This is a genomic window from Deinococcus multiflagellatus (assembly GCF_020166415.1).
Lineage (GTDB): Bacteria > Deinococcota > Deinococci > Deinococcales > Deinococcaceae > Deinococcus > Deinococcus multiflagellatus.
In genome coordinates this window covers 16,354-39,981 of the sequence record NZ_JAIQXV010000016.1, presented here as the reverse complement: position 1 = coordinate 39,981, position 23,628 = coordinate 16,354, and the positions used below count along the sequence as shown (strand labels likewise).

20 protein-coding genes are annotated in these 23,628 nt (G+C 64.2%); 8 read left to right on the top strand and 12 right to left on the bottom strand.

What is annotated here, in order from left to right; all coding sequences use genetic code 11:
* Window positions 1–23 precede the first annotated feature (23 nt).
* Window positions 24–887 (bottom strand): hypothetical protein, encoded by an 864-nt coding sequence (locus tag K7W41_RS16710; protein WP_224610864.1) that lies wholly within the window; start codon window positions 885–887, stop codon window positions 24–26.
* A 341-nt stretch (window positions 888–1,228) separates the two neighbouring features.
* Window positions 1,229–2,437 carry a redoxin domain-containing protein gene (locus K7W41_RS16705; protein WP_224610862.1) on the bottom strand — a complete coding sequence of 403 codons (1,209 nt, stop codon included), beginning with the start codon at window positions 2,435–2,437 and terminating at the stop codon, window positions 1,229–1,231.
* 143 nt (window positions 2,438–2,580) lie between these two features.
* On the opposite strand from K7W41_RS16705, the gene K7W41_RS16700 reads away from it, so the two are divergent.
* Together K7W41_RS16700 and K7W41_RS16695 are read left to right on the top strand one after the other, a co-directional pair.
* A complete protein-coding gene (locus tag K7W41_RS16700) occupies window positions 2,581–4,554 on the top strand; it encodes a hypothetical protein (protein WP_224610860.1) in 1,974 nt (657 codons plus the stop codon).
* A gap of 99 nt (window positions 4,555–4,653) precedes the next feature.
* Window positions 4,654–6,024 carry a GmrSD restriction endonuclease domain-containing protein gene (locus tag K7W41_RS16695; protein ID WP_224610858.1) on the top strand — a complete coding sequence of 457 codons (1,371 nt, stop codon included), beginning with the start codon at window positions 4,654–4,656 and terminating at the stop codon, window positions 6,022–6,024.
* A 101-nt stretch (window positions 6,025–6,125) separates the two neighbouring features.
* On the opposite strand, the gene K7W41_RS16690 is transcribed toward K7W41_RS16695, so the two are convergent.
* Window positions 6,126–7,550 (bottom strand): HEPN domain-containing protein, encoded by a 1,425-nt coding sequence (locus K7W41_RS16690; protein ID WP_224610856.1) that lies wholly within the window; start codon window positions 7,548–7,550, stop codon window positions 6,126–6,128.
* 50 nt (window positions 7,551–7,600) lie between these two features.
* Between K7W41_RS16690 and K7W41_RS16685 the strand changes: the two genes are divergently transcribed.
* Window positions 7,601–8,455, top strand: a complete 855-nt coding sequence (locus K7W41_RS16685) for a hypothetical protein (RefSeq protein WP_224610854.1) — start codon at window positions 7,601–7,603, stop codon at window positions 8,453–8,455.
* A 61-nt stretch (window positions 8,456–8,516) separates the two neighbouring features.
* Entirely contained in the window at window positions 8,517–9,581 is a 1,065-nt protein-coding gene (locus K7W41_RS16680; protein WP_224610852.1) for a hypothetical protein, read from the top strand.
* Window positions 9,582–9,605: 24 nt separating this feature from the next.
* Here K7W41_RS16680 and K7W41_RS16675 read toward each other — a convergent pair whose 3' ends face one another.
* Window positions 9,606–11,108 carry an SEFIR domain-containing protein gene (locus K7W41_RS16675; protein ID WP_224610850.1) on the bottom strand — a complete coding sequence of 501 codons (1,503 nt, stop codon included), beginning with the start codon at window positions 11,106–11,108 and terminating at the stop codon, window positions 9,606–9,608.
* Window positions 11,109–11,192: 84 nt separating this feature from the next.
* Between K7W41_RS16675 and K7W41_RS16670 the strand changes: the two genes are divergently transcribed.
* The 3 genes from K7W41_RS16670 (at window position 11,193) to K7W41_RS16660 (ending at window position 16,436) form a co-directional block, all read left to right on the top strand.
* Window positions 11,193–12,638 (top strand): toll/interleukin-1 receptor domain-containing protein, encoded by a 1,446-nt coding sequence (locus K7W41_RS16670; RefSeq protein ID WP_224610848.1) that lies wholly within the window; start codon window positions 11,193–11,195, stop codon window positions 12,636–12,638.
* 63 nt (window positions 12,639–12,701) lie between these two features.
* Window positions 12,702–13,268: a hypothetical protein gene (locus K7W41_RS16665; RefSeq protein WP_224610847.1), complete on the top strand. Its 567-nt coding sequence runs from the start codon at window positions 12,702–12,704 to the stop codon at window positions 13,266–13,268.
* Between the two features lie 393 nt (window positions 13,269–13,661).
* Window positions 13,662–16,436, top strand: coding sequence for an ankyrin repeat domain-containing protein (locus K7W41_RS16660; RefSeq protein WP_224610845.1), 2,775 nt, complete (start codon window positions 13,662–13,664; stop codon window positions 16,434–16,436).
* A gap of 172 nt (window positions 16,437–16,608) precedes the next feature.
* Here K7W41_RS16660 and K7W41_RS16655 read toward each other — a convergent pair whose 3' ends face one another.
* Complete coding sequence (locus tag K7W41_RS16655; RefSeq protein ID WP_224610843.1) at window positions 16,609–16,782, bottom strand: hypothetical protein; 174 nt, start codon at window positions 16,780–16,782, stop codon at window positions 16,609–16,611.
* A gap of 55 nt (window positions 16,783–16,837) precedes the next feature.
* On the bottom strand, window positions 16,838–17,149 hold the full coding sequence (locus K7W41_RS16650; protein WP_224610841.1) for a hypothetical protein: 312 nt from the start codon (window positions 17,147–17,149) through the stop codon (window positions 16,838–16,840).
* Between the two features lie 135 nt (window positions 17,150–17,284).
* Here K7W41_RS16650 and K7W41_RS16645 point away from each other — a divergent pair, with 135 nt between their 5' ends.
* Window positions 17,285–17,584 (top strand): hypothetical protein, encoded by a 300-nt coding sequence (locus K7W41_RS16645; protein WP_224610839.1) that lies wholly within the window; start codon window positions 17,285–17,287, stop codon window positions 17,582–17,584.
* A gap of 614 nt (window positions 17,585–18,198) precedes the next feature.
* Here the strand turns inward: K7W41_RS16645 and K7W41_RS16640 are convergent.
* The 6 genes from K7W41_RS16640 to K7W41_RS16615 form a co-directional block, all read right to left on the bottom strand.
* Window positions 18,199–18,756 carry a hypothetical protein gene (locus tag K7W41_RS16640; protein WP_224610830.1) on the bottom strand — a complete coding sequence of 186 codons (558 nt, stop codon included), beginning with the start codon at window positions 18,754–18,756 and terminating at the stop codon, window positions 18,199–18,201.
* Between the two features lie 86 nt (window positions 18,757–18,842).
* Complete coding sequence (locus K7W41_RS16635) at window positions 18,843–19,331, bottom strand: hypothetical protein (protein WP_224610828.1); 489 nt, start codon at window positions 19,329–19,331, stop codon at window positions 18,843–18,845.
* A 62-nt stretch (window positions 19,332–19,393) separates the two neighbouring features.
* Window positions 19,394–19,645, bottom strand: coding sequence for a hypothetical protein (locus tag K7W41_RS16630; RefSeq protein ID WP_224610826.1), 252 nt, complete (start codon window positions 19,643–19,645; stop codon window positions 19,394–19,396).
* A gap of 41 nt (window positions 19,646–19,686) precedes the next feature.
* On the bottom strand, window positions 19,687–21,927 hold the full coding sequence (locus K7W41_RS16625; protein WP_224610824.1) for a 3'-5' exonuclease: 2,241 nt from the start codon (window positions 21,925–21,927) through the stop codon (window positions 19,687–19,689).
* Between the two features lie 20 nt (window positions 21,928–21,947).
* Window positions 21,948–22,364, bottom strand: coding sequence for a hypothetical protein (locus K7W41_RS16620; RefSeq protein ID WP_224610822.1), 417 nt, complete (start codon window positions 22,362–22,364; stop codon window positions 21,948–21,950).
* Between the two features lie 100 nt (window positions 22,365–22,464).
* Window positions 22,465–23,610, bottom strand: a complete 1,146-nt coding sequence (locus tag K7W41_RS16615; RefSeq protein WP_224610820.1) for an outer membrane protein — start codon at window positions 23,608–23,610, stop codon at window positions 22,465–22,467.
* Between the last annotated feature and the right edge of the window lie 18 nt (window positions 23,611–23,628).

Sequence of the window (23,628 nt, the reverse complement as noted above, 5' to 3'; positions counted from 1 at the left end):
CACTCTTCGCGTCCCCTGGGGCCTTACCGGGTAGGCACCCATTCAAAGTTCAACCGGTCACCTGCCACACTGATGAGCGTGAAACCCTCTCTAACTGGGGAAGATCCACACAGGTTGGCCCACGCGGTGGCCGCCTGTTGGGATGGCTGGGCGTACACCGCGTGCACGCTGTCGCACAGGCTCATCATGTACGCGTCGTAGTCGGCCTCCATCTCTGGCGTCAGGAAGGGCAGAGCCAGCCGTGGTGTCGAGAAATCCACACGGGCGCGGTAAAAAATGTTGGGCCGCAGCTTCTGATAGCTAAATTCCATCCCCCGGCGAACTCGCCCTGTTCGTGGTGAAGACCCATTGACGTCAGCCAGTTGCTGGCGTTGGATGACAGTGTAGAACCGCTGATTGTCGATCATGCCAAATTGCCCGATGTAGCGCTGGCCCAGCACGTAGGCCAGTCCCCGTTGCAAGGCACGGCACACCCAGGGCCGGGCATCCGCGACCACGGTGCTGTGGCCCGGATCGACCAGCGCCCACAACGCTTCTTCATCGATCCCGAGTGCTTGCCAGAGGGCGAGGTCATATGACACCAACATCTCCTGCGCAAACGCGGCGGCATCTACAGGGGTCAGCAGTCCCGTGTGGTTGCTTTGTCTCGCTACGTGATGAAGCGCTTGCTCCGCCCGGGTGAGGTAGGTCTGGCCAAGAATGATCTCCGCCACACTGGGCTCGTCGCCAGCCTCCAGGTCATACCGGGCCATGCGGTGGTTCGGGTATCCGAGCAGCATGCCTGCCGCATTCAGGGCAGTCGTGCGCTGAACGCGGCCACCCTGAAAGCGCTGGGCGTAGGTCTGGATGGCCGTGGCCAGGGCGGCGTGCAGTTGAAGTGTCAACATCGGTCTCCCCTGTTGAGCGTGCACGCCGGTATTCGTTCACGCCCAGTGGGATGAGACGGGTTGACAGTGGGTGAAGTGTATTCGCTGCAGTCCTGTTCGGCCCCGGCGTGAGGCAGAGGATGAGGTTCCGCCCGCAATGTAGCAAAGGATGAGCCTTCCTGTGGACGGGTCGCCCCAGTGCATCACTGGGGCGCGGTGTCAGTGTCTCAACCGCGGCCTGGGGCCCGGACAAGCTCCCCGGGCTGACCACTTGGCCCTCAGACCCGCTCGCTGCCCAGGCCGGGTGCACATCAGTGCCAGGCACAGCAGGTCGAGGGCCACCAGCAGCCCCTCCAGCCCGGTCACGACTGCGCCCAGGCCAGCACGTCTTCCAGCGGCAGAAAGTCCGCTCCGAACGCGGCGTAGTGGGCGCGCGAGACCCGCCCGTCCGGCTCGATCAGGAATTCCGCCGGCATCCGTAGGAGCTCCCCGTCACTTTTCAGGGCCTTCGCCCCCATCATCCGGAAGCCCTTCACCATCGTGGCCACATTGCGCGGGTCCAGGGTGCCGCTCAGGCTGCGGTGCAGGCCGTAGCGGTCATAGGTGACGTCGCCGGGGTCCGCCAGCACCGCGTACGGCGGATGTTGCCGCCCGATGCCGCCGGCCAGGTCAGCCACACTGCTGCCCCAGATGCTCACCGTCTGCACGCCGGCCGCCCTGAGCCCTGGCTGGACGGCGATCACAGCGGCGTGGTGCGGATTGCAGATGGCGCAGGTCGATTGGCGGTTGAAGCTCAACCAGACGCGCCCGCCCCGCAGCGAGGACAACCGCACCGGGGGGCCGACCAGGGCGGGCAGGATGAAGTCGGGCGCCAGTTCGCCCGCCTGGAGCTGAGGCTGCACGCGGCCAGGCCGGGTCTGTTCGGCCGGCCAGATGTCACCGGCGGCGGTCAGCGTCAGCACCGTGCGCCGCAACTCATCCCACCGCAGCGGCAGGCGCCGGGCCATCTCCTGCAGAGTCATCCCCTGCAGGGCGGCGCGGTAGACCAGCGCCGCCGGCGTGCCGTCGTCTTCCAGCACCACCTGGGCGGGGGACGCCGCGTACGCCTGTTGTAAAGAGAGATGGACGGGGCGGCCCGCCGGTTGCAGCGCCGCCAACGCCTTGACCCCCTCCAGCACCGGAACCCGGGGGGTCTGTTCCAGGGGCGCCCCCGCGCTGGGGCGAATCGTCATCTCCACCCGGTAGGGCAACAGGGGCAGCAGGGCGTGCAGCAGGCGTTCCTGGGCCAGGTGCGCGAGTTCTTCGGCGGTGATCACGCCCCGGCGCTGAAGGTAGGCCAGCGCCTGGCCCAGGTGGCGGGCCTGATCCTGGGCGTCGACCAGGGTGGCCGGGTGAACCCCATGCTGACGCAGGGTGGTGTGCCAGCTGGGGGTCACGGGGCTCTGCACCCCGCACACGTCGCCCCCCGACAGGGCCACAGCGGCCGTAAACGCCACTTCTGGCGCGTGAAGGGACAGGGTCCGCGGGCCAGTGGTCAGGGGGACTTGGTGAAGTGCGGTTAGGGTGTGCATACAGCCTCCTCGACCGCAGCTTGACGGCGCGAGAGTTTTGTTCGCGAACTCAAGGGTGCGGTAGACGGCTGCACACCCGCCGGTCAGGCGGGTGACGCTCTTCCCCTTGTGCCCGCCACTCGCGCGCACACACCGTGAGCGGCATGGCGCTTCGACCGGCACGGCCCCCCACCCCAAGCCTGCGGCCACTCGACCAGATGCCCGTGGAGGCGCGGGAGATTGACGCCGCTGCGCAGCAGCTCCAGGACTGGCTGGACACCCACCCGGAGGGCGGCCCGGACCTCCCAGGCTGGGCCCAGCAGCTCTTTGCCCAGGGCACCGCTGCCGTGGTGCGCGCGGCGCTGCTCCTGCGGCTCAGTGCCCTCGTCTGGCGACTCTTAGACACCGCCCGGGTCCGCTGGACGCCTGAGACCCACGACTGGGCCCTGGGGGTGGTCCTGACGCTGTACACCGTGGATCTCAGCTGCACGCCTCTGGCCCTGCGCCTGGAGAAACGGCTGGAGCAGGCCGGTGTGCCTGGAGACGGCTCCGCGCTGTTTCTAGAGGAACTCCCCGAAGCGGCTCTGGTGCTCTTGACCCTCGCCCACCAGAGTGGCCTGACGGTGGACGAAGCGTTCACGGAGGGCACGCTGCCCGTCTGGCTGGATCTCCTGATGGCGCCAGCGCCCACCGACCGGTTTGCGCTGGTCGGGCCGCCCTTTGACCAAGGGCCGGTACCTGAGCGGCACACCCGCTTGGAGGCCTGGGCTCAGCCCCGCGAGACACCGGCGCGGCCTTTCGGCGAGAACGCGGTGGCGGACGATCTCGCTCACGCCCTGGCACTGGGGGCCACCCTGGCTCTGTGGACCAAAGCGCGCGGACAGCTGCCAAATCTGGACGTGCTGGACCTGCTGACCGCCGCCGCCAGCGTGGTCCTGAGCGCCCAGAGCCTGGCCGCCCGGCGCTGCGCCCCCGCCGGCGAGCTGCGGGCCCTGTGGACCGAGCTGCAGGCCCTCCACCGGGAGATCGGTCGGCCCCGACTCTGGGCGTTTCAGCCGGGAACGGTCGTGCCGGTCGCACCAAACGCCCTGCTCGACGCTGCGCACGCCCTGCGCCGGGCCCGGCATGTGGCGGCGGGGCACGCCACGGCGTACAGCCGCACCACCGATGACGTGCTCTGGACCATGTTTGACGACCTGCATGAGCGGCCCCAGCCGCTCTCGGCCCGGGATCAGGTGCGCCTGACCCTGGTGGCGCGCTGGGCGCTGGTCACCTCGCCCCGCAGCCAGGGCATGGCCCTCAGTGCCACCCTAGCTGCCGCGGCGGAACTCGGCGGAGTGGACCCCCTCTGGGCCTGGCCCCCCCGGCGTCCAGACGACGCCCTCACCCTCGAACACGCCCTGCACCTGGTGGTCATGAACCTGACCCTGCTGGACTCGGCCCCGGACCACCTGGGGCTGTGGACGTCACTGCATCAGCTGGCCGGTCACCTGGCGGGCGTGGTGCGCCGTCAGGGACATGGGCTCCCAGAACTGGAGACGCTGGCCGGGCTGATCCGGGCCGCTGGGGTGACGGTTCCCCTGGCATCGGTGCCCTTGACTCCGGCTCAGCTGGATGACGCGGTGACCACGTATGCCCAGCAGGTGCAGCTGGTGAAAGCGCGGCCGGTGGCTGTGCCTCTAGACGAGCCGGTGACCACGGCGGACCCTGTGCCGGTGCTCACTGTGCCGGAGTCGCGACCTGCCCGGGTGATGCAGACACCGGCGTGGCCGGTGCACGTGAGTCAGGCCCGCCGGCTGCTGCGGGGCCGGCGGGTGGTGCTGCTGGGAGGGGTGCCGGACCCGGCCCACCGGCAGGCGCTGGTGGAGGCGCTGGGGCTCTCAGACCTGGATTGGATTCCGTCGCGGCGCTACGACCACGGCCTGCAGGCGGCGCCTCACCTGCGGCAGCCCGGCACTGCACTGGCGATTTTCGCGCTGCGGTGGGGAGCGCACGCCCACGCGTCGCTGCGTGAAGCTGCCCGCGAGGCAGGGGTGCCGTTCCTGCTGCACCCGTCGGGGCTCAACCCCAGCCAGGTCGCCTGGCACATCATGCAGCAGGTGAGCGGCGCGCTTGCGGCGTTGGAGCCGGTGGCCTGAGGAAGAGGGGTCAACCGCGCGCCACAAGTTCGTGTGGATACTCCCATCGCCGCCAGTTTTTGCCCGGTATGCCGCCCGCCGTTGGATACAGTGAACGTCATGCTGGACACCCAAGGCCGGAATGAGCCCGACACGCTGAACAGTGACACCCCCGAGCAGGACCTACCGGCCCTGGACATTCCCAAGCACGAGCGGCGGGTGCAAACGGTCATTCAAGATCTGCCCGTAGAAACGCTGTGTGGGAGGATTAGTCGCGGGGCTTTGATCTTGCAGCCTGAGTTTCAGCGCAACTTCGTCTGGAACAGCACCAAGGCCAGCCGCTTGATTGAGTCTTTGCTGCTGAACATTCCTATTCCCGTGGTGTATGTGGCCGAAGCTGCTGGTGGCAAACAGGACGTCGTGGACGGACAGCAGCGGCTCACCAGCATCAGCGCCTTCGTGGCCGGGACCTTTCCCGGACCCAGCGGGCAGAAACGGGACTTCAAACTCAGTGGCCTGCAGGTGCTGAATGAACTGAACGGCAAGCGGTTTTCCGATCTGGACAGCGCGACGCAGAACTTGATTCTTGAGGCCACCCTGCGGGTCATCGTCATCAAGGCTGAGTCCCACCCAGACGTCAAATTTGAAGTGTTTGAGCGGCTCAATCTCGGCGCCGAAAAGCTGAATGACCAGGAGCTCCGTAATTGCGTCTACCGCGGCCGGTACAACACCCTGCTCGCTCAGATCAGCCAGTACAAACCGTTCCTGGACATCCAGGGTCTGAGTGCCCCACACAATCGGATGGCCGACCGACAGCTAATTCTGCGGTTTTTTGCGCTCCAACGGCTGACGCACCTGCATTACCGGGGCAACATGAAGCAGGTGATGAACCGGGAACTGGAAGACCACCGTGACCCGTCTGACGCAGCGCTGAAACACCTTGAAGAGTTGTTCACCCGCTCCATTGACATGGCCTGGGCTGTCTTTGGACCCCGAGCCTTTCGCCGGTACCAGCCAGGCACCGCCACTCAGCCGGACGGCATGTGGGAAGAGCGCCTGAACTTTGCCCTCTGGGACACTCTGCTGTACACCTTCAGCTTTTACCAGAAGTCCGACATCATTCCGAACGCCGACCGGATCTACGAAGAATTCCTCGATGTCATGACCTACGACGCGACCTTTGCGGAATATGTCACCAGCACGGGCGACAAGGCCGACCGCGTGCGGTACCGGGCAGACACGTGGCGCCGGCGCATGGACGCCGTCGTGGGCCCACCCAGGTCCGACAGCCGAACGTTCAGCCGAAAACTCAAAAAGGCCCTCTTTGAGGCGGACTCCAGCTGCGCGATCTGCAGTCAGCAGATTCAAACGCTGGACGACGCTGAAGTCGACCACATCGTGCATTACTGGCGGGGCGGGCAGACCATTCCGGAGAATGCCCGACTGACCCACCGGTATTGCAACCGGGCCCGGGGCGGCCGTGAGGACTGAAGGCGGCTCAGGCTGGCGTCAGGGGCTTTTAAAGTGAAGAGGGCGGGAACTTGCCTCTTCACAGCCACAGGTAAGCGCGGCCCTGAAAGGGGATGCCGCTCTCATTCCTGCTCCTCAGACCTTGAGAGGTCCGTCTGCTGATCGCCTCTCGTCGCTTGCTGCTGAAGTAGTGGTGCCGGCACCTCCCCCATTTTCCAGCGCTCAAAATGGGCAACATAGGCGTCACGATTCTGAAACCAAGCCATCCGGTCAATGAATGCGCTGACGGCCTTATAAGCCAGCAGCTGAAATTCTGCGGCGTTCTGAGCGGTGACCTTGCCGCCTTGACCATGCACACTGCTGCTGCGCAGCCCATAAAAGTCTTTGACTTTTCTCTGCAGTGCCAGCCGGTCTTCTACGGAGGTCGCCAGCGACAGGGCGCAGCGTTCACTGACCAACTGCGAGATAGACGTGTCCTTTCTGGATCCATAGAGGGTCTCAAGACAGGTCGCCAGGCTGATCACCTGATGGTGCGGCCTCGTTTGCTGCGCGGCCGTTGCGAGCCAGTGCACCGCTTCTCTCAACACAGACAGAAGACTATCTTTGCTCGTCTCCGAAAAGGTTGCCAGTTCAAAGACATGCAACTGCTTCAGCACTTGAAGATCTTCGTCCCTGAGTACCAGTTCTTGCACATGAAAAGAAGGGACATCCATAGCGCCCCCCGTCTTCTCTTCCAGGTCTGTATGGTGGGTCACGCCCCAACTGCGAAAGCCTTGCTGCACCTCGCGGGCCGCCACCTGGCCATAAATACCGAACATGAGGGCTTCGCCTGGCCGAAGGACGGGAGCGGCATACCACAGCAGCTCAAAGAGACGCTGCAACGCTCGGATCGCCTCCCCCTCGACTTTCGGATAGGTGCCTGTCCCGCTGTAGACGGCAAATGTGATCGCTGTCGACTGGGCAAGATGAGCGGCCAGCCGCTGCTGAGCGTATGAGGAAACGCCAGGCCAGCTGTGGCTCCGCAGTTCCTCATCCAAGGCGTACCGGGAGACCAGCCGGAGGGGGCCCAGTGTGAGCGATGACATGGTGGTCTGGATGCCCGACAAGGGAATGACCGTGGTGAGCAAAACCTCCTGGCTATATTCCGCATCCAGCTTGGTCAGCCACTCCCGAATTCGAGCCTCCGTCAAGCCCTCACGAGTGAGTGACTGAACGTGCTCAGCCATCAGGCTCTGGTGCGGTTCAGCCAAATCTTCAAGGCCTTCAAAGTGGACCTCCCAGCTTTTCGCATCGAGATGCCGGCACAAGAGTTCTTTGGTCCGCCAATCCACCTCCACCAGAGTGACGGCCCGCGCCCAGTGACGATGCAACTTCTCCGCAATGTTCTGGGCGCTCTGCTCATCTTCTGGGCGCCCGATGATGGCCCGGGGCCAGCCTCGGAGCCACCGGGCGCCAGCCACATCGGGTGCTACAGCCAGCCGCTCCAAGGTGGTGGCCAGAGTCAGCACTTCCTGGGTGATGTACGAAACAAAGGGTTCAGGCAGCATGCCCTTCCAGCATAGAGAGGAGGGGTCGTCATGACGCGTACCCTCATGACGTGCACGAACAAGCTGAGCAAGGACAAGTGAATGAGCAAGCACGTGTGAGTCAAAAAGCCTTCCTGGCCACGCGGTACGCCTTCGGTGCGGTGTATCAGGCTGGGATGGCTGAACAGCTGCAGCTGGCGGGCGCTGCACCAAACAAGCCGGGTTGGTCCGCCCTGTGCAGCACTGTGGTGGCCGCGCTTGACCAGTCCGTGAGCTTTTTGGATGCCAATTTGATGGAGCTGGCCGTCGACGTTCTGCCTGAAGGGCGGCATTCCGGGCTGCCTGAAGGCCTCCTGACCCCATTACGGCAGGCGCTGAACGGCCGCATGAAGGACAGGGACCAGCTGCTCAGGGCCTCCAACGTGGTGCGCGCCGCGATGGGCCTGGAGCCGTTTTCAGAGACCGCCTGGGCCGCCCTTCCTCGTCACGCGCGGGAGACGTTGGAGAAGACGCTCTGGAAGAATAGCGATGCCGTTCCTGGTCAGCTGTCTCCCCTACTGACCAAACACAATGCCGTATTGACCGCCGCTGGGCAGACCCCATTCCAGGAGACCGATCCTGAGTTTGAGGCAGTCAGGGTGCTGCTGAAATTGCGCAACGTGTTCACGCATCCCGATGTTGTCTCGGTTGAAGTCCTGGATGGTCAGCTGCTGAAGCAGGCGAAACTGGAACCCTCCCTGCAGGGACGCTTTCCTCGACACCCTGAGTTTCCCACCTATCTCCCCCATGGGGTTATGACCCCAGCCTGTGCCCGGTGGGCTATCAATACAGCGCTGACGTTTGCTGACGCCTTTCATGCCCGCCTTGGTATTGAAGGGCGGTATGAACGCAAACGAGAAGATCTGCGCCGTCAACTCGCGGTGTAAGTCTTCCCTGGCTCTGCGAGGAAACGGCGGCTGAGGTCAAAGGGTTTCTACAATGGACGCTGTGAAGCGCACCCTGTCTCTGTTGCTGCTGCTGGGTTCGACTGCCCAGGCCGCTCCCGCCGTTTTCGTTAAAGCATACGCGGACGGCGCCGAGCTGCTGCAATGGACGGAAGGCCCGGGCGGTCAGCTCAGTGGCACCTATCAGTTCGTGGCCATCACCGAGCAGGGCACCCGGCTGAGCACTCAGAATGCCGTCTTCACCGGCACCCGGCAGGGAAGCGCCGTCAGTGTCAAGTTCGCCCAGACCGTGCTGGGGACAAGCAGCAGCGTCTTGTGGACCGGCACCCTGGCCGCCCAGACGCTGACCCTCAACCGCCCGCAATCAGCCGGCATTGCGTCCGTCATCTTTACCAAGGGCAGCCTCGAGGCCTACAACAGCCTGGTGGCCCGCTTTCAGGCGCAGGTGCAGCGCCAGCGGCAAGCCGCCCAGCAAGCCGCGCAGGAGCGGGCGGCCCAGCAGGCCAAGGTCGATGCCCAGACCCGGGCCGTGCGCGAGACCAATGCCGACGCCGCAGCCGCCTTGTCCGCGGCGGCGCAACTCGGACGCGACGTGCAGGAGGACCTGCGGGCCCTGGCCGAGGTGTCGGCCCTCTTCCGGACTGATCTGGCGGCCCTGGAGACAGACCAGCGCACCCTGCTGAAGGATGCGGAACAGGCGCGGCGGTCAAGAGAGTGTTACGACGTGCAGACGGTCCAGGGCTACGACCTCGCCCAGCTGACCGGGTACGGCCTGTCGCAATTGACCGGGTATGACACCGCCGAACTGGCGCGCGCACTGGCCACCGCCGACCGTCATCTTGAAGCGGCCACGGCCCTGCGGCTGACCCTCAGGAGCGTGGCGCAGAACGCCGCGCAGCTCCAAGGCATTACCCCCCTGTCAACGGTGCGGTGGGCCGTGGATCTGGAAGCGCTCCAGGCGGCCGCCAGTCAGACAGAGCAGTGGGCCGCCCAGCTCCAGACGGCCCAGGCGCAGGCGACGGCCGCGCGCGCGGCCGCCCTGGCCCGGGCCCAGGCCTTGATCACTGAAGCCCAGCAGGTGGCCGCCTCGCTCAGCTGCGCGCCCTGAGGGGAAACAGAACCGGCCTTGCCCTTAGTTGAGGCTCCCCAACCGGTCTAACGACAGGTGATCCGAAAGGACGGACCACTCGCGCCACTTGTCCTGCATCAATTGACTGTAACTCCGGTCTGGAAAGGCAGCGTGCAGTTGAGTTCGCAACTCGTCTGCTGAGGCCGCGCGGAAGAAGGGCAACCAAGGCCCCAGAACCCGGCGGCTGGTAAACCGCTCAAACAACGGCACGGGGCCCCGCCGTTGCCAGCCTGGTCCGGTGACCGGGTGCCACTGACTGGCCTGTGCTGTGGTGGACTGGCGCTCCAGCGCGGTCTTCAGGGCCAGCATAAGATCAGCTTCCAGCAGTTTCTCCCACGGTACAGCCTGCAAGCTGGCCCGGGTCTGAAGCCACACCCCCACTGGCGATGTCCAGGACCGCTCAGTCAGGGCGTTGTAGCGTTGACGCAGCAGGGCCTCATCGCTGACACGGCCCAGGCGCCCCAACGTCACGGGCTGTTGACTGGACGGGTACACGGCGAAATATGTCCGCTCGGTCAGCGCCTGGAGGGCCTCCACGGCCCGAGCTTCGATCAGGAGGGCGGCCGTATACAGGATCAGTTCCAGGCGCAGCACATCCAGATAGGCAAAGGCCGACTCAGGCAACTGGGTCTGGTCGGCCCGTTCTCGGGGCAGATTCAGCATCCGCTCCAGGGCGTCTCCCAAAACATCGACCGGCAGCATGTCCTGACGAATGACGAGCCTGAGCATCTCCACCCATTCGTCCCGCACCGGCGTGAACTGATCGGCCGCCTCAATGGCGCGGCCCATACTGAATTCGCGCTCTTCCGTGGCCGGTGGCAGTTGCCCCAAGGCCGAGAGCACCTGATCCACGTAATCCTGGAAGGCGCCCGCTACGCCTTTTTCCCGTTCGACCGCCCGGCGCAGCGCGCCCGCCTGCGCCCGGCTGGGGAGGGCTGGTGGCGCGTCACCCCGCAGGTGTGCTGGTACCTGGCCCAGCGGCGGCGCGACCAGGGCAGGTTTATCCAGCAGGAACCGTTGCAACCGCTCAAAATTCTCGTCCATCAGTTCGTCCGTGCTCATGTCGATGTAGACACTGGACGCGAACATCGTGGGAACATGCCCCGGGCTGCTCACGGGGAGCGCAGGGTCGCGGTCGAAAATCACGGCCACATAGCGCCGCTCCCGCTCTCCAGCCGTGTCCACAGGCCCTTGAAGCTGAGCCATGACGTGGGGGCTCATGATGGTGCCTTCCTGGCCACTGCCCCCCTGACGTGCATTCATGCGCTGAACATATTTGGGGTCGCAGATCACGACCACCTTTTTCACTGGTCCCTGCGTGGCGACCAGTTCCATAAAGGCGTTGGCATCTTCGCCGTCGCGCAGATGGTACTGGTCCAGGATGACGTCAATGCCTTTGAGCCGGAGGCGATCTGCCAAGGCGCGCACCCGGGCCTTATGCGACTCACTGGTCCAGGCGTAACTGATAAACGTTTTGACGGGCGTCTCAGCTGCAGGCGTGGTCATGGGCTTGAGTGTAGGTGCGGCCGAGGACTCGGAGCGGGCGCCGCAGCACGGTCCTGCACCGTTTCTCTTTCTTACACTGTCGGGGTGACGCCGCTGCCTGTGCCCAAAGCCTTTTTTAGCTATGCCTGGACCAGTGAAGCCCATAAGGCGCGCGTCAAGGCCTTGGTGGACCGCCTCCGGGTCGACGGTGTAGACGCCATGCTCGATCAGACGCACCTGCGCGACGGTGACGACCTCTACCACTTCATGGAGCGCATCGCCAGCGACCCCCTCCTGAAGAAAGTGGTGGCGGTCTGTGACCAGCGCTATCAGGTCAAGGTGGACGGCCGGGAGGGAGGCAGTGGCACCGAGGGCAGCATCATGAGCCCCGAGGTCTACGCGCAGATCGGGGAAGGGCCGAACAAGTATGTGGCGGTGGTCTTTGAAACCGATGACCGGGGCCGAGGGTACGTGCCAGCCATGTTTGCTTCGAGGCTTCACATTGACATGAGCACGGACGAGCTGCTGGACCGGAACTATGACCGGCTGCTGCGTTTTCTCCATGACCGTCCCGAACCACCGGTGCCCATCGGAACGCCGCCGGCTTTTCTCTTTGAGGACGATCCAGGCGACGTGCAGATCCATGCCAAAGCCCGCTTGGTGCGCCAGGCCGTGGAGCGGGGGCGCGGCGTCCTGACCCCCTGGGCCGAATTCAGGGACGCCGTGCTGGCGGTGTTTGACCGGTTCCATTCTCCCTCGTCGAATGGCCACTATGACGCCCAGATCGCGGCCCAGCAGTTGACTCTGACCCTCCCCGCCCGCGACGCGCTGGTGGATGTCGTCCGCTTCTTGGTGCGCGAAGACCTCCTCACGGTGCGCATGCTGCTCGGCCTGTTGGAGCCGCTGGGGAACCTCTGGTGGCGCCACCGCACCCAGTGGAAGGTGCAGCCGGAGGAAACCGCCCACACGCGCATGGCGGTGATGGAGCTGACGCTGTATCTGGCGGCCGTGTTGATGCAGGAAGACCGTCCAGATCTGCTGGGTGGGTTACTGGCGGCCCCTTACCTGGCCAGGCAGTGGGACGAGCAGGTGGCCACCGAGTTTGGCTTTCTCCGCAAGGACACGCGGTATCTGGCGCGGGCGTTTCCGGGACGGGTGACGCAGGAGGACGAGGCGCAGCTGACACACCTGGTACTCAGCGACCGGGCCACCTTGCAGAGCGTGTCGTGGGACGACCTGATGCAGGCCGACGCCCTGCTGACCGTGGGAAGCATGGCTGAGCGGCGACTTCAACCGGACCGGTATCCAGAAGCCGCGGTCTGGCGGCCAGCGCTGCCCTACGCCTGGCGAGCGCAGAAGCTGCCCCTCTTTTTGCGCTTGAACAGCCGCGCAGAGATTGAGCGCTGGCTGCCCGTGTTCCGGGTGCCTGACGTGGCGACATTCCTGAACACCTTCGACCAGATCATCCGAATTCCAGGTGCCTCGGGCGTGCTGGGCGGCGCCAACCCGCGCCACACCTTCGATCAGTCAAACATCGGCACCCGGCCCTGACCGGACAGGGGCAGTATGCTCCAGACCTCTGTCCTCCCCTGCCCTTTTCACTCAGGAGACCCTTTGCGCGTTCTGACCTACCGGCACCTGGATCCCAGCGGCGTTGAAGCCCAGTTTGAGAAGGTGCACGCTGCCCTGAGCCGGGGCGATTTTGCCAGCGCCGACGTAAAAAAATTGGTGGGTCACCCCTACCACCGGGCTAAACTCAGCGACACCCACCGCCTGCTGCTGACGTTCGCCGAGCATGCCGGTGAAACGGTCTGCCTGCTCCTGGAGGTGATTCCCTGGCACCGCTACGAGAAGTCCCGCTTCCTGCGCGGCGCGCGCATCAAAGAAGGCGACATCGTGGTGCCGGCAGAACAGGCTCAACCCACTCAACGCCTGCCTTACCTGCATCCGGTGCGCCCAGTGTTCCACCTGCTGGATAAGGTTCTCTCCTTTGACGACTCCCAGGACGCCATCTACAGCGCGCCCCTGCCGCTGGTGCTGCTGGGCTCGGCTGGCAGCGGCAAGACCGCGCTGGCCCTGGAGAAGGTGCGGGCGATGAGCGGCCACGTTCTGTACGTCACCCTGAGTGCCCACCTGGCCCGGGAGGCGCAGCGGCTCTACACCCAAGGCCACGCGCCTTAGGGGCTGCGCGTCTCGTTTCTCTCGTATGCCGACCTGCTGGCCACCCTGCGCGTGCTCGACGGCCCTGAGTTGACTTTTTCCGCCTTCCAGACCTGGTTTGCCCGCCTGCAGCCCAGACCCACCTTTACAGACGCCCACGCGTTGTTCGAGGAGTTCCGGGGCGTATTGACGAGCGCGCCCACCGGACCTTTGGAACTGGACGCCTATCTGGCCCTGGGCGTGCGGCAGTCGCTCTATCCCCCCGAGCGCCGCGCCGAGGTGTACGCCCTGTACGAGCGCGCCCGCACGTGGATGGCGGGCGCTGACCTCCACGACCCGAATCTGCTGGCGTACAGCCGCCTTTCCCTGGCCCGGTCCACCTATGACGCCCTGGTGGTGGACGAGGTGCAGGACATGACGCCTGTGCAGCTGGCCCTGCTTCTGCGCACCTTGAAAGACCCTTCGGCCTTCCTGCTGTGTGGCGACGCCAATCAGGTAGTCCATCCCAACTTCTTCTCCTGGGCGGCGGTGCGGGGGCTGTTCTGGAAGCAGGGGGACGGCACGCTGCCCCTGAACGTGCTGCACCAAAATTTCCGCAACGCCCGGCTCATCACGTCCGCTGCCAATCAGGTGCTGCGGATCAAGAATGCCCGGTTCGGCAGTATCGACAAGGACAGCACCTTCCTGGTCACGGCGGCCTCCGACACCGAAGGGCAAGTCAGCGTCCTGCCGCTGGCCCCTGAGGCGGTTGACGCGCTCAACGGGGCGATCCGGCGTGACGCGCGCTTTGCCGTCATCGTTCTGCGAGAGGAAGACAAGGCAGCCGCCCGCGCCTCCTTTCAGACGCCGCTGCTCTTTTCGGTGCAGGAGGTCAAGGGTCTGGAATACGACGGGGTGGTGCTGTTCAACCTGGTCGGGGCGCAGCGGCGGATCTATACCGAGATCGCCGGCGACCTGCGGCCCGAGGATCTGGGCGACTTAACCTACGCCCGGGCCCGAAACAAGGCGGACAAGTCGCTTGAACACGCAAAGTTCTATATCAATGCCCTGTTTGTGGCGCTGACGAGGGCCGTCAAGCAGGTCATTCTGGTGGAAGAGGACCCCCAACATCCCTTGTTGAGGCTGCTGGATCTGAGCGAGACGGCTGCGCCGCATGTCGAGGCACGTGTTTCTACCACGCAGGAGTGGGCGGCCGAAGCGCAGCGCCTGGAGGCCCAGGGAAAAACGGAGCAGGCGCAGGCCATCACACAGGAGGTGCTGCAGTACAAGCCGGTGCCCTGGGCGGTGCCGAGCCTGGCGGAAGTGGAGGGACTGACCAGTCAAATCCTGTTTGAGGGCGACCGGAAGGGTCAGCATCTGCGGACGGTATTCGACTTTGCCCTGTGGTACACCAACGTGCACACGCTGACGGTTCTTGAGAGTGAAGCCAGCTACGCCCCGGCCCGGCAACCCAGTATGGAGACCCTGGCCCGCGTCAAGGCCCGCGGCCAGCTGATCGCTAAGGAGACAGCTGAGGCCCGGCGCAAGAACACCAAATGGCTGCACCACCAGTGTGACCTGTACGGCACGGAGCACCGCAACCGCTTCGGGGCCACCCCCCTGATGCTGGCGGCACTGGCAGGGAACCTGCCTCTCATTGAGGAACTGCTGGCGCGCGGAGCGAATCCAGACGCCGTGGACGAAGCTGGCATGACGGCGGTGATGCACGCGGTCATCCATGCCGCGCTTGACGCCACCTACCGGCAGGGTCCGTTCGCCGGCGTGTTTGATCGGCTTGCTCCCTCACACCTTGACGTACAGCTTGAAGGCCGTCAGCACCGCCTTGTTCGGGAGCAAGGGGAGTATCACATCCTTCTGCGGATGCTCAGCCGATTTCGCGGACTTCGGTTTGCGGAGTCAGGGAATATTTCTCCGGACGCCTACCCTGAGTTGGGTCTGAATTCGAACGGCGAGATTGAGGGCTTTACGGCCCATACCCTCGCCTGGCCGGATTTGCCCGCCGATGCCCCCAGTGACCTTCTGCAGGGCGCAACTGAATTGGCCAGCTTGCTGACTCAGAACGACGCGCTGGAGAGTGGCCACTCCCTAGAGCTGTGGGTTCAGATGCCAGGAGGCACCTTCATGCCCAACCCTGATCTCTTTCTGCCGGTGACCACCCCCACAGGTACCTGGCACTGGCAACCCCTGATCCAGGCGATGGCCCTTCGGTACGCCCATCTTCCCGAGGCCTTCAGAGATGAGGTGCGCCCATTCCAAGTTCGGTCCTTCGCGCCAGTTCGGCCCCTGGGGACCACCTTACCGAGATTGTCCCCAGAAACGTGGGCCGCAGCGCACTCACCCCGTGATCCAGGTGTGACCGTGCCTGCTGAGGTCGGGACGCGATACGACGGTGCCCACGACCACACCTTGCTGAGTGTGCTGCTCGGCTCGGCTTCAGGTGTGACGGCGGCCGCGCTCCATGCCCAGTGGCCTGAGAGCACCACACCCGTGACGCTTGCCCGAACGCTGCGGCGACTGCGAGCCATCCGCCTGGTGGTGCCCGATGACGAGGGCCGGGTCCACGCCCTGATGGACACGGGTGACGAGGTGTTGGCCGCTGGTGACCTCCAGCATCTCAGTGACGACGCTCTGCACGCCCTGTTGATCTGGCAGAGTTGGCGGGGCCCCGAGGGTATTGCGCCGGAGGCACTGCAAGAACTTCGGGCGTCTGGTTTCAAGGGCGTGGTTCGGGAACTTCTACTCGGCGAGAGCTTGCCCGATCACCTCCGCGCGGGATCCACGCCCACCTTTGAGCGGCGTGTGAACCGGCAAGACCGGGCGGCTATCCGTGCGGCGGTGCTGGACACCCTCCGGGAAGCCCGCACGGCGCAGGAGGAGGGGGATCCTGTGGTGGTGGACTTTGGTCAGGCCTTTTTTCAATTTGTGCTGGGTGACGATCCTGCGTGGCTGGTCGGTGAGGTGGCGGGACCTGAAACCCGGGGCGAAACCTTCGAAGTCACCGGGGCCTATCAGGCGCGCCTGGCCGCTTCAGGCTGGCTGCCTGAAGCGGAACGCGACGCACTCAACCATGCGCAGGCTTGGAACTTGAGTGAAGTGAGCCTGGAGGCCATCGTGGATGAAACCATGGCCTTGGCGTTCGACCTGTACGGCGCACCTGAGCAGGACGTCAAGATTCTGGTGGTGCGTTGAGGCGCCGCGCTGCAAGCGAGGGCCAATCGGGTGGGGTGCGGGGTCGTCGTGCTCGGGCCTTTATCCCCAGTGCCTAGAAAAGCCGGCTGGTGGGCCCTACCGCCCCTCTTTCATTGCGCGCCGCAGTCTGCTTGATGCGCAGGCGGCAGGTCGTCGTAAAGCAGGACGCCGCTTAGCCCCCGTCCGCCTGCTCCACCTCCATGATCACGATGTCGAGTTGCTCGCCACTGGAACTGCTTGACAAGGGCAGGTCAGCTGCCTGTAGGGCACCGCAAAGCGCAATGGTTTCAAGGTAATGCAGAAGTAGGACCACCTGCTCCTGATTTGCATGGTCATGGGTCGTCACGGGAAAACCCAGCATGGCAGAGAGGCGGTCAGTTCGGAGCCGAAAATGTGACGCGTCAGGAGTGGTCGGCGTTGCGCCCCTCTGCCCGCCAAGCACTCCAACCAAACCAAGCCAGGACCATCACCAGGCTCAGCGCCGCAGCGCCGACACCCCAGGCCGCCAGCGCCTGAAGATCAGTCCAGCCAGGCCAGGTCAACACGACGCCATTGCCGCTACCTATCAGCAGAAGCACGCTTGACCGTCCATTGAGCCCCAGATGGCGGCCCACTTCCTGGGCGGCTGGGGTCACACGCCAGGAACGGGTATAGAGGAGAAGCAGAGCGATTGAGGTCAGCACCAAGCTGCCCGCGAGACTCCAGAGCATCATGGCTGGACGATGGTGACGCGTGACTGCATACGTCAAGGCCTGAGGGCGCCCTGCGACAGCAGTCCTCTGGGCAGGAGCAGGTCAGTCAGCCCGCCCATATCAGGAGCCTGCTGAAGAAGAACGTAGACGGCAGACATGACCACCAGAGCATCAGAGCGGCAACAGGCGGAACAGGACGGCAAATTTTTAGTGTCGTTCAAGTACCGGCAGGAACATCAGGCGTCCAGAAACTGGCCCGCCGTAGTGCGGGTCATACCTCGGGTCGGCGAATTCGTTTCTTTCCTGGGCGAGGCGTCGTTTGTTGAAGAGGGGTGTTTTGAGGTGACCCGGGTGATGCATACGGCGCTCGACCACGCCCATCGAGACTATGACGCTGAACTGTGGATCAGGAAAGTGGACCGTCTGGATATGCCCGACAAGGAAACCCTTCTGTAAAGACCTGTGCGTGACAGGTGGCGTGGGCACGTGACTTCGCCCGGCTTACGCCTGTTGAAGATGCTGATCCAAGGCGTCCACTTAGATGTTTGGGCAAGCCAGGTGCGGGGCACTGGCCTTCAGAAACCAGGACCTAACAGCGCTTCCGACTTCTCGTCGACAAAGATTTGGAACGCACGCTCAGGACAGATCAACGGATCTATACCCCGAACAGTGCAGCGGAGGACCGGAAGCTAAGCCCAATGGCATAGGTGTGCCTCAAGAGAGCAAGGCGGCCGTGTGTGTCCGCTCTGACCAAGCAGTGGTCTGGAGAGGCGCCGAGAGATTCAGCTTGACCCTTCCAGGGGGGAATGCGCTTCACCGGCGCCGCTTTCGCCGTCCTCCTTGCCGGTGAACTGCCAGGCACTGGTGAACCGTTCGCGGCTCCAATTGAGCGCGGGGGGCCACGAACGCTGGGCCCAGAACGATGAACGTCCCATACGGCGTCCGCATGACGCCCGCCGGCATCCTCCCGCTGTCCTGCCACGCTTGTCGGCGCCGCTTCATGACGCCACACCCATTGAGTCATTGAAGAACAGCAAACTCAACAACATCAGGATCATCTCCTCTGAACGTCAGCGCTGAAATGCTTGCAAGGCCAACAACAGTAAACTCAACCCGGTCAGCCCGGCGGCCAATGCTCGCAGGAAGGGCCGCGTACGAACACCGCGTGTTTGGGGAGGCAGCAAAAAAAGGCCTGGGCCAAGCACCATACCCAGCAGTTCCGCGGTGCTGCCGCCTGTCAGCGTGGTCAGCAGAATGCCGGCGCTGATTTGCATGACGGCAACGGCGATGGGCAACGCGAAACGAACCGGTACCGCGAGGGCCAGGGTGCAGCTCAGCGCCCACAGTGCGCACATGGCCACCCCACTCTGGCTCGTGAAGGCGGCCAGCAAGACAGCTGCCATCTGAATCGGCAGCAGCCCCTGTTCTGTACGGTTATGCGCGTGGCCCTTGAGAGCGAGGCCTATGCTGACGACGAGTGTGCCGAGCCCAGCCAGCGCGGGAAACGTCAGACTCTCTTGTGAAAGGAGAAAACCGACCGGAACAGCGGCGGCCAGCACCACAGTGGCTGGCAAGGCCAGCAGGTAGGTCAGCAGTGCTATGGCGGCCGGGCGAGAAGCTTGAAGCATGGCCCTACAGTGTGGGCGCGTGAGTTTTTCAGCCACTGGCGATCTGGTCGACGCCGCGCCTGCAGAATGGCGAACCCCACCCCTGGTCAATCTTTGGCCTGATACAGAGGAATGAATCCTTTGCAGTTTGGGAAGTTGACGCATCCCCAGATCCGCGACCCCCGGAAGCGCCCCGCGGTGACATGCTTGAGCAGGGTCCGGTCGCCACACCGCGGACAGGCTGGACAGTTCACGCTTTGCCGCGCGCGCGCCGCTGCCAGTTCGGCGAGCGCCTGCGCGCGGCGAAGATGGTGCATCGTACCGGCCTCGGTATGGAACATCTGTAGTCGAAGACGGCGCAGACGCAGCAGATCCCTGATTTCCCGCAAGGTCTGTATCAGTTCCGGTTGTCGAGGCCGCTGACGGCCTTCTATCAGCCGGTGAGCAAGGTCACTGCCCGTTACGATGGCCGGGGAGGTGTCTTCAGGCACAGCGCGTAGGGCCTCGCGCACGGCGATGAGCTGCGCTTCATCCGCGGTGGTGCTGGGCAACACCCCATCCTGATCCCAGGTGACCCGGCCCTGCAGGGTCAGCACCAGGCCGAAGCCTCCTGGGCCAGGGCAGTCTGCGGCGTGCCCTGAGACATAGACGGTATACATCAGGCCTGGAGCGCTGGAGGAGGAGGTGCCATGAGGCGCTGCGCCTCGTCAACCCGAGCCACCACCTGGAGCAGGATCTGCCGGTGAGACCAGCACAGGCGTTCTGGCGCGTTTTGCAGAGCCTGAAGGGCGGCCCGCACTTCGCTGAGTGCCATCAAGACTTCAGGACAAGGCGGCAAGCCGGTGAGCCCCTGCAACAGTTGCTGGGCCGCATCTTGAGCACGTGCGACAAAATCGGAGGACACAGACATGGCCGGCAGCGTTGTGGCGGGAGACTGCGAATGTCAAGGCGTCAAAGTGCAGACCACTGAGGTTTCATCTCGTCGAACGGCCGATCAAAGAGACCAGGCTGGCCCGCGTGATTGAAGATCTGCCGGAAATCCTCTGGATTCAGGCCTTTGCGCAGGCGCGAGGCGTACCCACCGATCAGCGCCCCTGCGTAATGGCTCACATCGTAATCCCGGCCCTCTGGGTTGACATCCAGTGGTGTGAGACCATGCCCCGCGCGGTGATACAGCGTGACCCGTTCACCTGGCTGCCATGACCGCTTCAAGACGGTCAGCGCTTCATATGCCGCCTCCTTGCGGGTCGGGCGCGTTCCGGCATAGGCCTCGGGTGACTTGGTGAGCCGCACGCGGCTGGCCACGTCGGCGTTTGTGCAGGCGCGCGCCTCCAGGTTGTTCAGGGCCTTGAGGTATGCCTGACGGACGCCTGGAACATCGCCAGACAGGAGGCAGCGCAGCGCTTGATGCAAAAAGGCCCGGCCATACGATTCGGTCCGGCTGGATTCAAACGCGGCGCCGCGCAGTTCCAGGCGTCCGTCATACCGCAGGAGCACGTAATTTTTGATCTCGTGACTGAGCATGGCCTGGGCGCGACCATCAAATTCCAGGGCAATACCGTCCGGCAAGGAAGCGTCCACTTCAGCAATCAGGTGTCGCTCCTGCTCTTCTGTCCAGGCCTCTGGTGTGGCGAAGAAGACCCCGTCCGTGTCCGCTTCGATAAGCGTCACGCCACGAGCCTGAAGGGCCCGCACCACTGTGCCCAGCAACTCGCGGCCCCGGGCAGTAATCCGGTCAGCGGCCTGCTGGTCACCGAACAGGGCCAAACGGCCAGCGCCGAGATACCCGTATCCCGAATTAACGACCAGTTTCATGGCCCCTTGGATAGCATCGTGTTCGCCGTGTTCGCCCCGTTTCGCCGCAGCCTTGTGGTGGAGGCGCAGAGCCGTCAGATGATCCATGAGGTGGAGAAACACGCCCAGGGGGTCGGCCGCCGACCCAATTCGGTCGTGACGAATGATGCTGGGATACATGCTGGCCACGTCCGCTTTGACGACGTGGGTCAGCACCCCTTCGGCATACAGTTCGACTGCACCGCCCTTGTGGGGTGTGGTGGTTCGCTCTGGGGAGCCAGGAAGGGCGTGTCCGGCTTGTAGGTAGGCGCGCACCAGCATCGGTTCAAGCATTCCAGTGGCCGTACCGGCGTAGGGCAGGCGGTGATACGGCCGGGGTGCCATCTGGGCCAAGGCAAACGAGGGGGCCAACACTTGGCGCGCCAAGGCGTCCACCTCTTCGACGTCTTGCAAGGCGTAGCGGCGCACCCTTTCAGGGTCCGTCTGGTAAGTCTGGGCGATCAGAGCTCCTTCCAGGTACACCCGATCTGCCGGCGCAAGGCCCAGGTGCTGAGAGACGGCCTTGAGCCCCATGGAGGGCAGATCCAGGCGGCGCACGGCGTCCAGCGTGTCAACAATTTCTCGGCCCGCGCAGGCCCAGTGCGGCGATGACCGGCCGTCCTGAACCTGCCACAATCCAGCTGGACCACCGGGGCGGCTGAAGTTCGGTGCCAGGCCGTGTGCCTTGGCACGGCCCAGAAGGTAGGGCAAGTCGAAGCGCATCACATTGTGGTTCTCAATGACGTCAGGGTTACGGCTGGTAATGACCTGCATGAGCATGCGGATCAGCGCGGACTCGTCTTCTGGCTGCGGAGCTTCAAGAACCTGCTCAAAGCCCTGGTTGTCCCGGATGGCTGCCATAAAGATGCGGCCAGTCTCTGGCGTCAAACTGGTGGTTTCCAGGTCAAACTGCAGGCGGTGCACGTCGTCAAAGGCCAAACCTTTGAAATAGGTGCGCCCAGAGGTCATGAGGTACTGCTCCACTGCGCCAACACTGTAGTAGCCCGAGAGGTCATGCAGGCTGGTTACGCGCCGGCCAAGACGCCGCTGCGCCCCTGTCAGTACCGCCTGCCGCAAAGTTCGGCCGTCGTGTGCGCTGAGTAGATACCGCAGGCTGCCAGGAGAGCCTGACAACTCGCGCACGCTGAACGGGGCCTGGTCATCGTCTCCCGCCAGCCGAGCGCCGAGATGTTCAACATCCGCCAGATCACGCGCATACAGCCAAGAGCGGAAGCGGGCGCGCTCTAATCTGACCTGCTGATTTTCGCGGCGCCAGATCAGGGCGCGGCCGGAAAGATCGGCATGGACGGCCACAATGCCCGGCGTTGAATCAGCGCCGTACACCAGTGGATCGTTCACAGCCGGCCAAGACGCAACGCTCAATGGACGGTCCTTTCCTGAAGCTGGGCCAGGTCACGCAAGGCAGCAGCCACACCTGCCAACATCGACGCTGCGTTGACGCCATTTTCTAGGCCCAACCAGGCAGCGGAGTGCAGGGCGTGATAGGCCGCCTGGAGGGGGGAGCGCCGCACGCGACTGACCTCGCTGTACCAGGCTCGCCCAGACGAGATGACGTCGGCACGGGGAGATCCGGCGAGGGCCGCCACATCCTGTGAATGCCGCTCCAGTTGATCTGCGTAGGCCTCTAGATGGTCGCGGGGCGGCGGAGCCTGACCTATCACGGGCGCGAATTCAATCGCTCCAAGGAGTTGCAACGTGGAGGTGATGCAGATCGCGAAGGCCTGTTGGTTATGCACGGACGCGAGGTGTGGTTGGGGTGCGTTCGTGGCGGTCATGCCTTCAGGGTGCGGGCGCAGGGGCGGAGGCGTCAAGCACAACAACCGTAGGACAAGTCAGGGGCGGGCGCTTGACGCGCCCGCCCCCACCCAGCCACCTTCAGAAGTTCAGATGAGCACCCAGGCGCACGCCTGCACCGATTCCCCGGCTGCTGTCCGTGGCCAACCCGGTCCCAGTGCCTTTATTGCTCAAGTAATAGCGGCCGTCCACTTCAGCGAAGATGCTGAGCGTCTCGGTGAAGGCATATTTGACCCCGCCCAGTACGTTGAGGTAGCCGTCGGCCTGGCCAGAGGCCGGTGCCGTGCGGCCTGGGCTGACCAGCAGGCCTCCGCCCAACCCCACGTACGGTTGGAAGAGCCCGTCGGTACTCCCAAAAGCGCGGGTCGCGTTGAGCTGGAGACTGTACGCCTTTGCGGCGGCACTATACTCAGCCGTCGCGCGCAGCCCCATGTCCCCGATCAGGTTGTTGCGCCCAACCACGGCGTGATACGCCAAACCGTCCTGCAACGATTTGGAGACCCCCCCGCCAGCGAAGGTCTGCGCGGGCACATCCGGCCGGAACGTTACGTTGGGCAGATCTGCCGGGGCTGGAGTGGAGGGTGCCGGCGCAGGTGCCGGGGCAGGTTTGGCCTGCTCCAGTGCCGCTTTAGCTGCCTTGTTCTCCTGCTCCAACGCCGCAATACGTGCTTCCAGCGCCGCAACGTCCGCTTTCTGCGCCGCAGCATTTTGAACCGCGCTGAGCTCTGCTTTGGTGGCGCTGGACGCGGCTACGGCCTCCACCTCCGTTTTGGTGGCCGCCACCTGGACCACCTGCTGCAAGGTGCGCTCCACCAACCCAAGGCGTTCACGAATTCGGTCGACGTCGCCGACCACGTCTGTGAGTCTGGTGTTTACGGTCGTGATCTGAAGAGCGAGTTCTTGAACAGCCTTGGCCAGAACGTCGAGGTCGGCCACGGTGAGTTGCGACTGCACACTGGGCAACTGAAAGACGTTCTGAGCCAGTAGGCGAGCGAAGATGGTCGCCGCCTCATACCGCGAGATGGCCTGATTGCCCCGGAACGTGCCGTCTGGATATCCCAGAATCAAGCCTTTCCGGACCAGGAGGTCAACACCTGCTCTGGCCCAATGTCCAGCAGGCACATCAACGATGGCTTCAGGCGTCTTCGTGGTTGAGGGCTGGGACGTGCCTGACTGAGCCTGGGCGAAAGAACCGAGAAGCGCGAGGGTGAGCAGAACTGTTCGCATGATGTATACCTTCTTGGC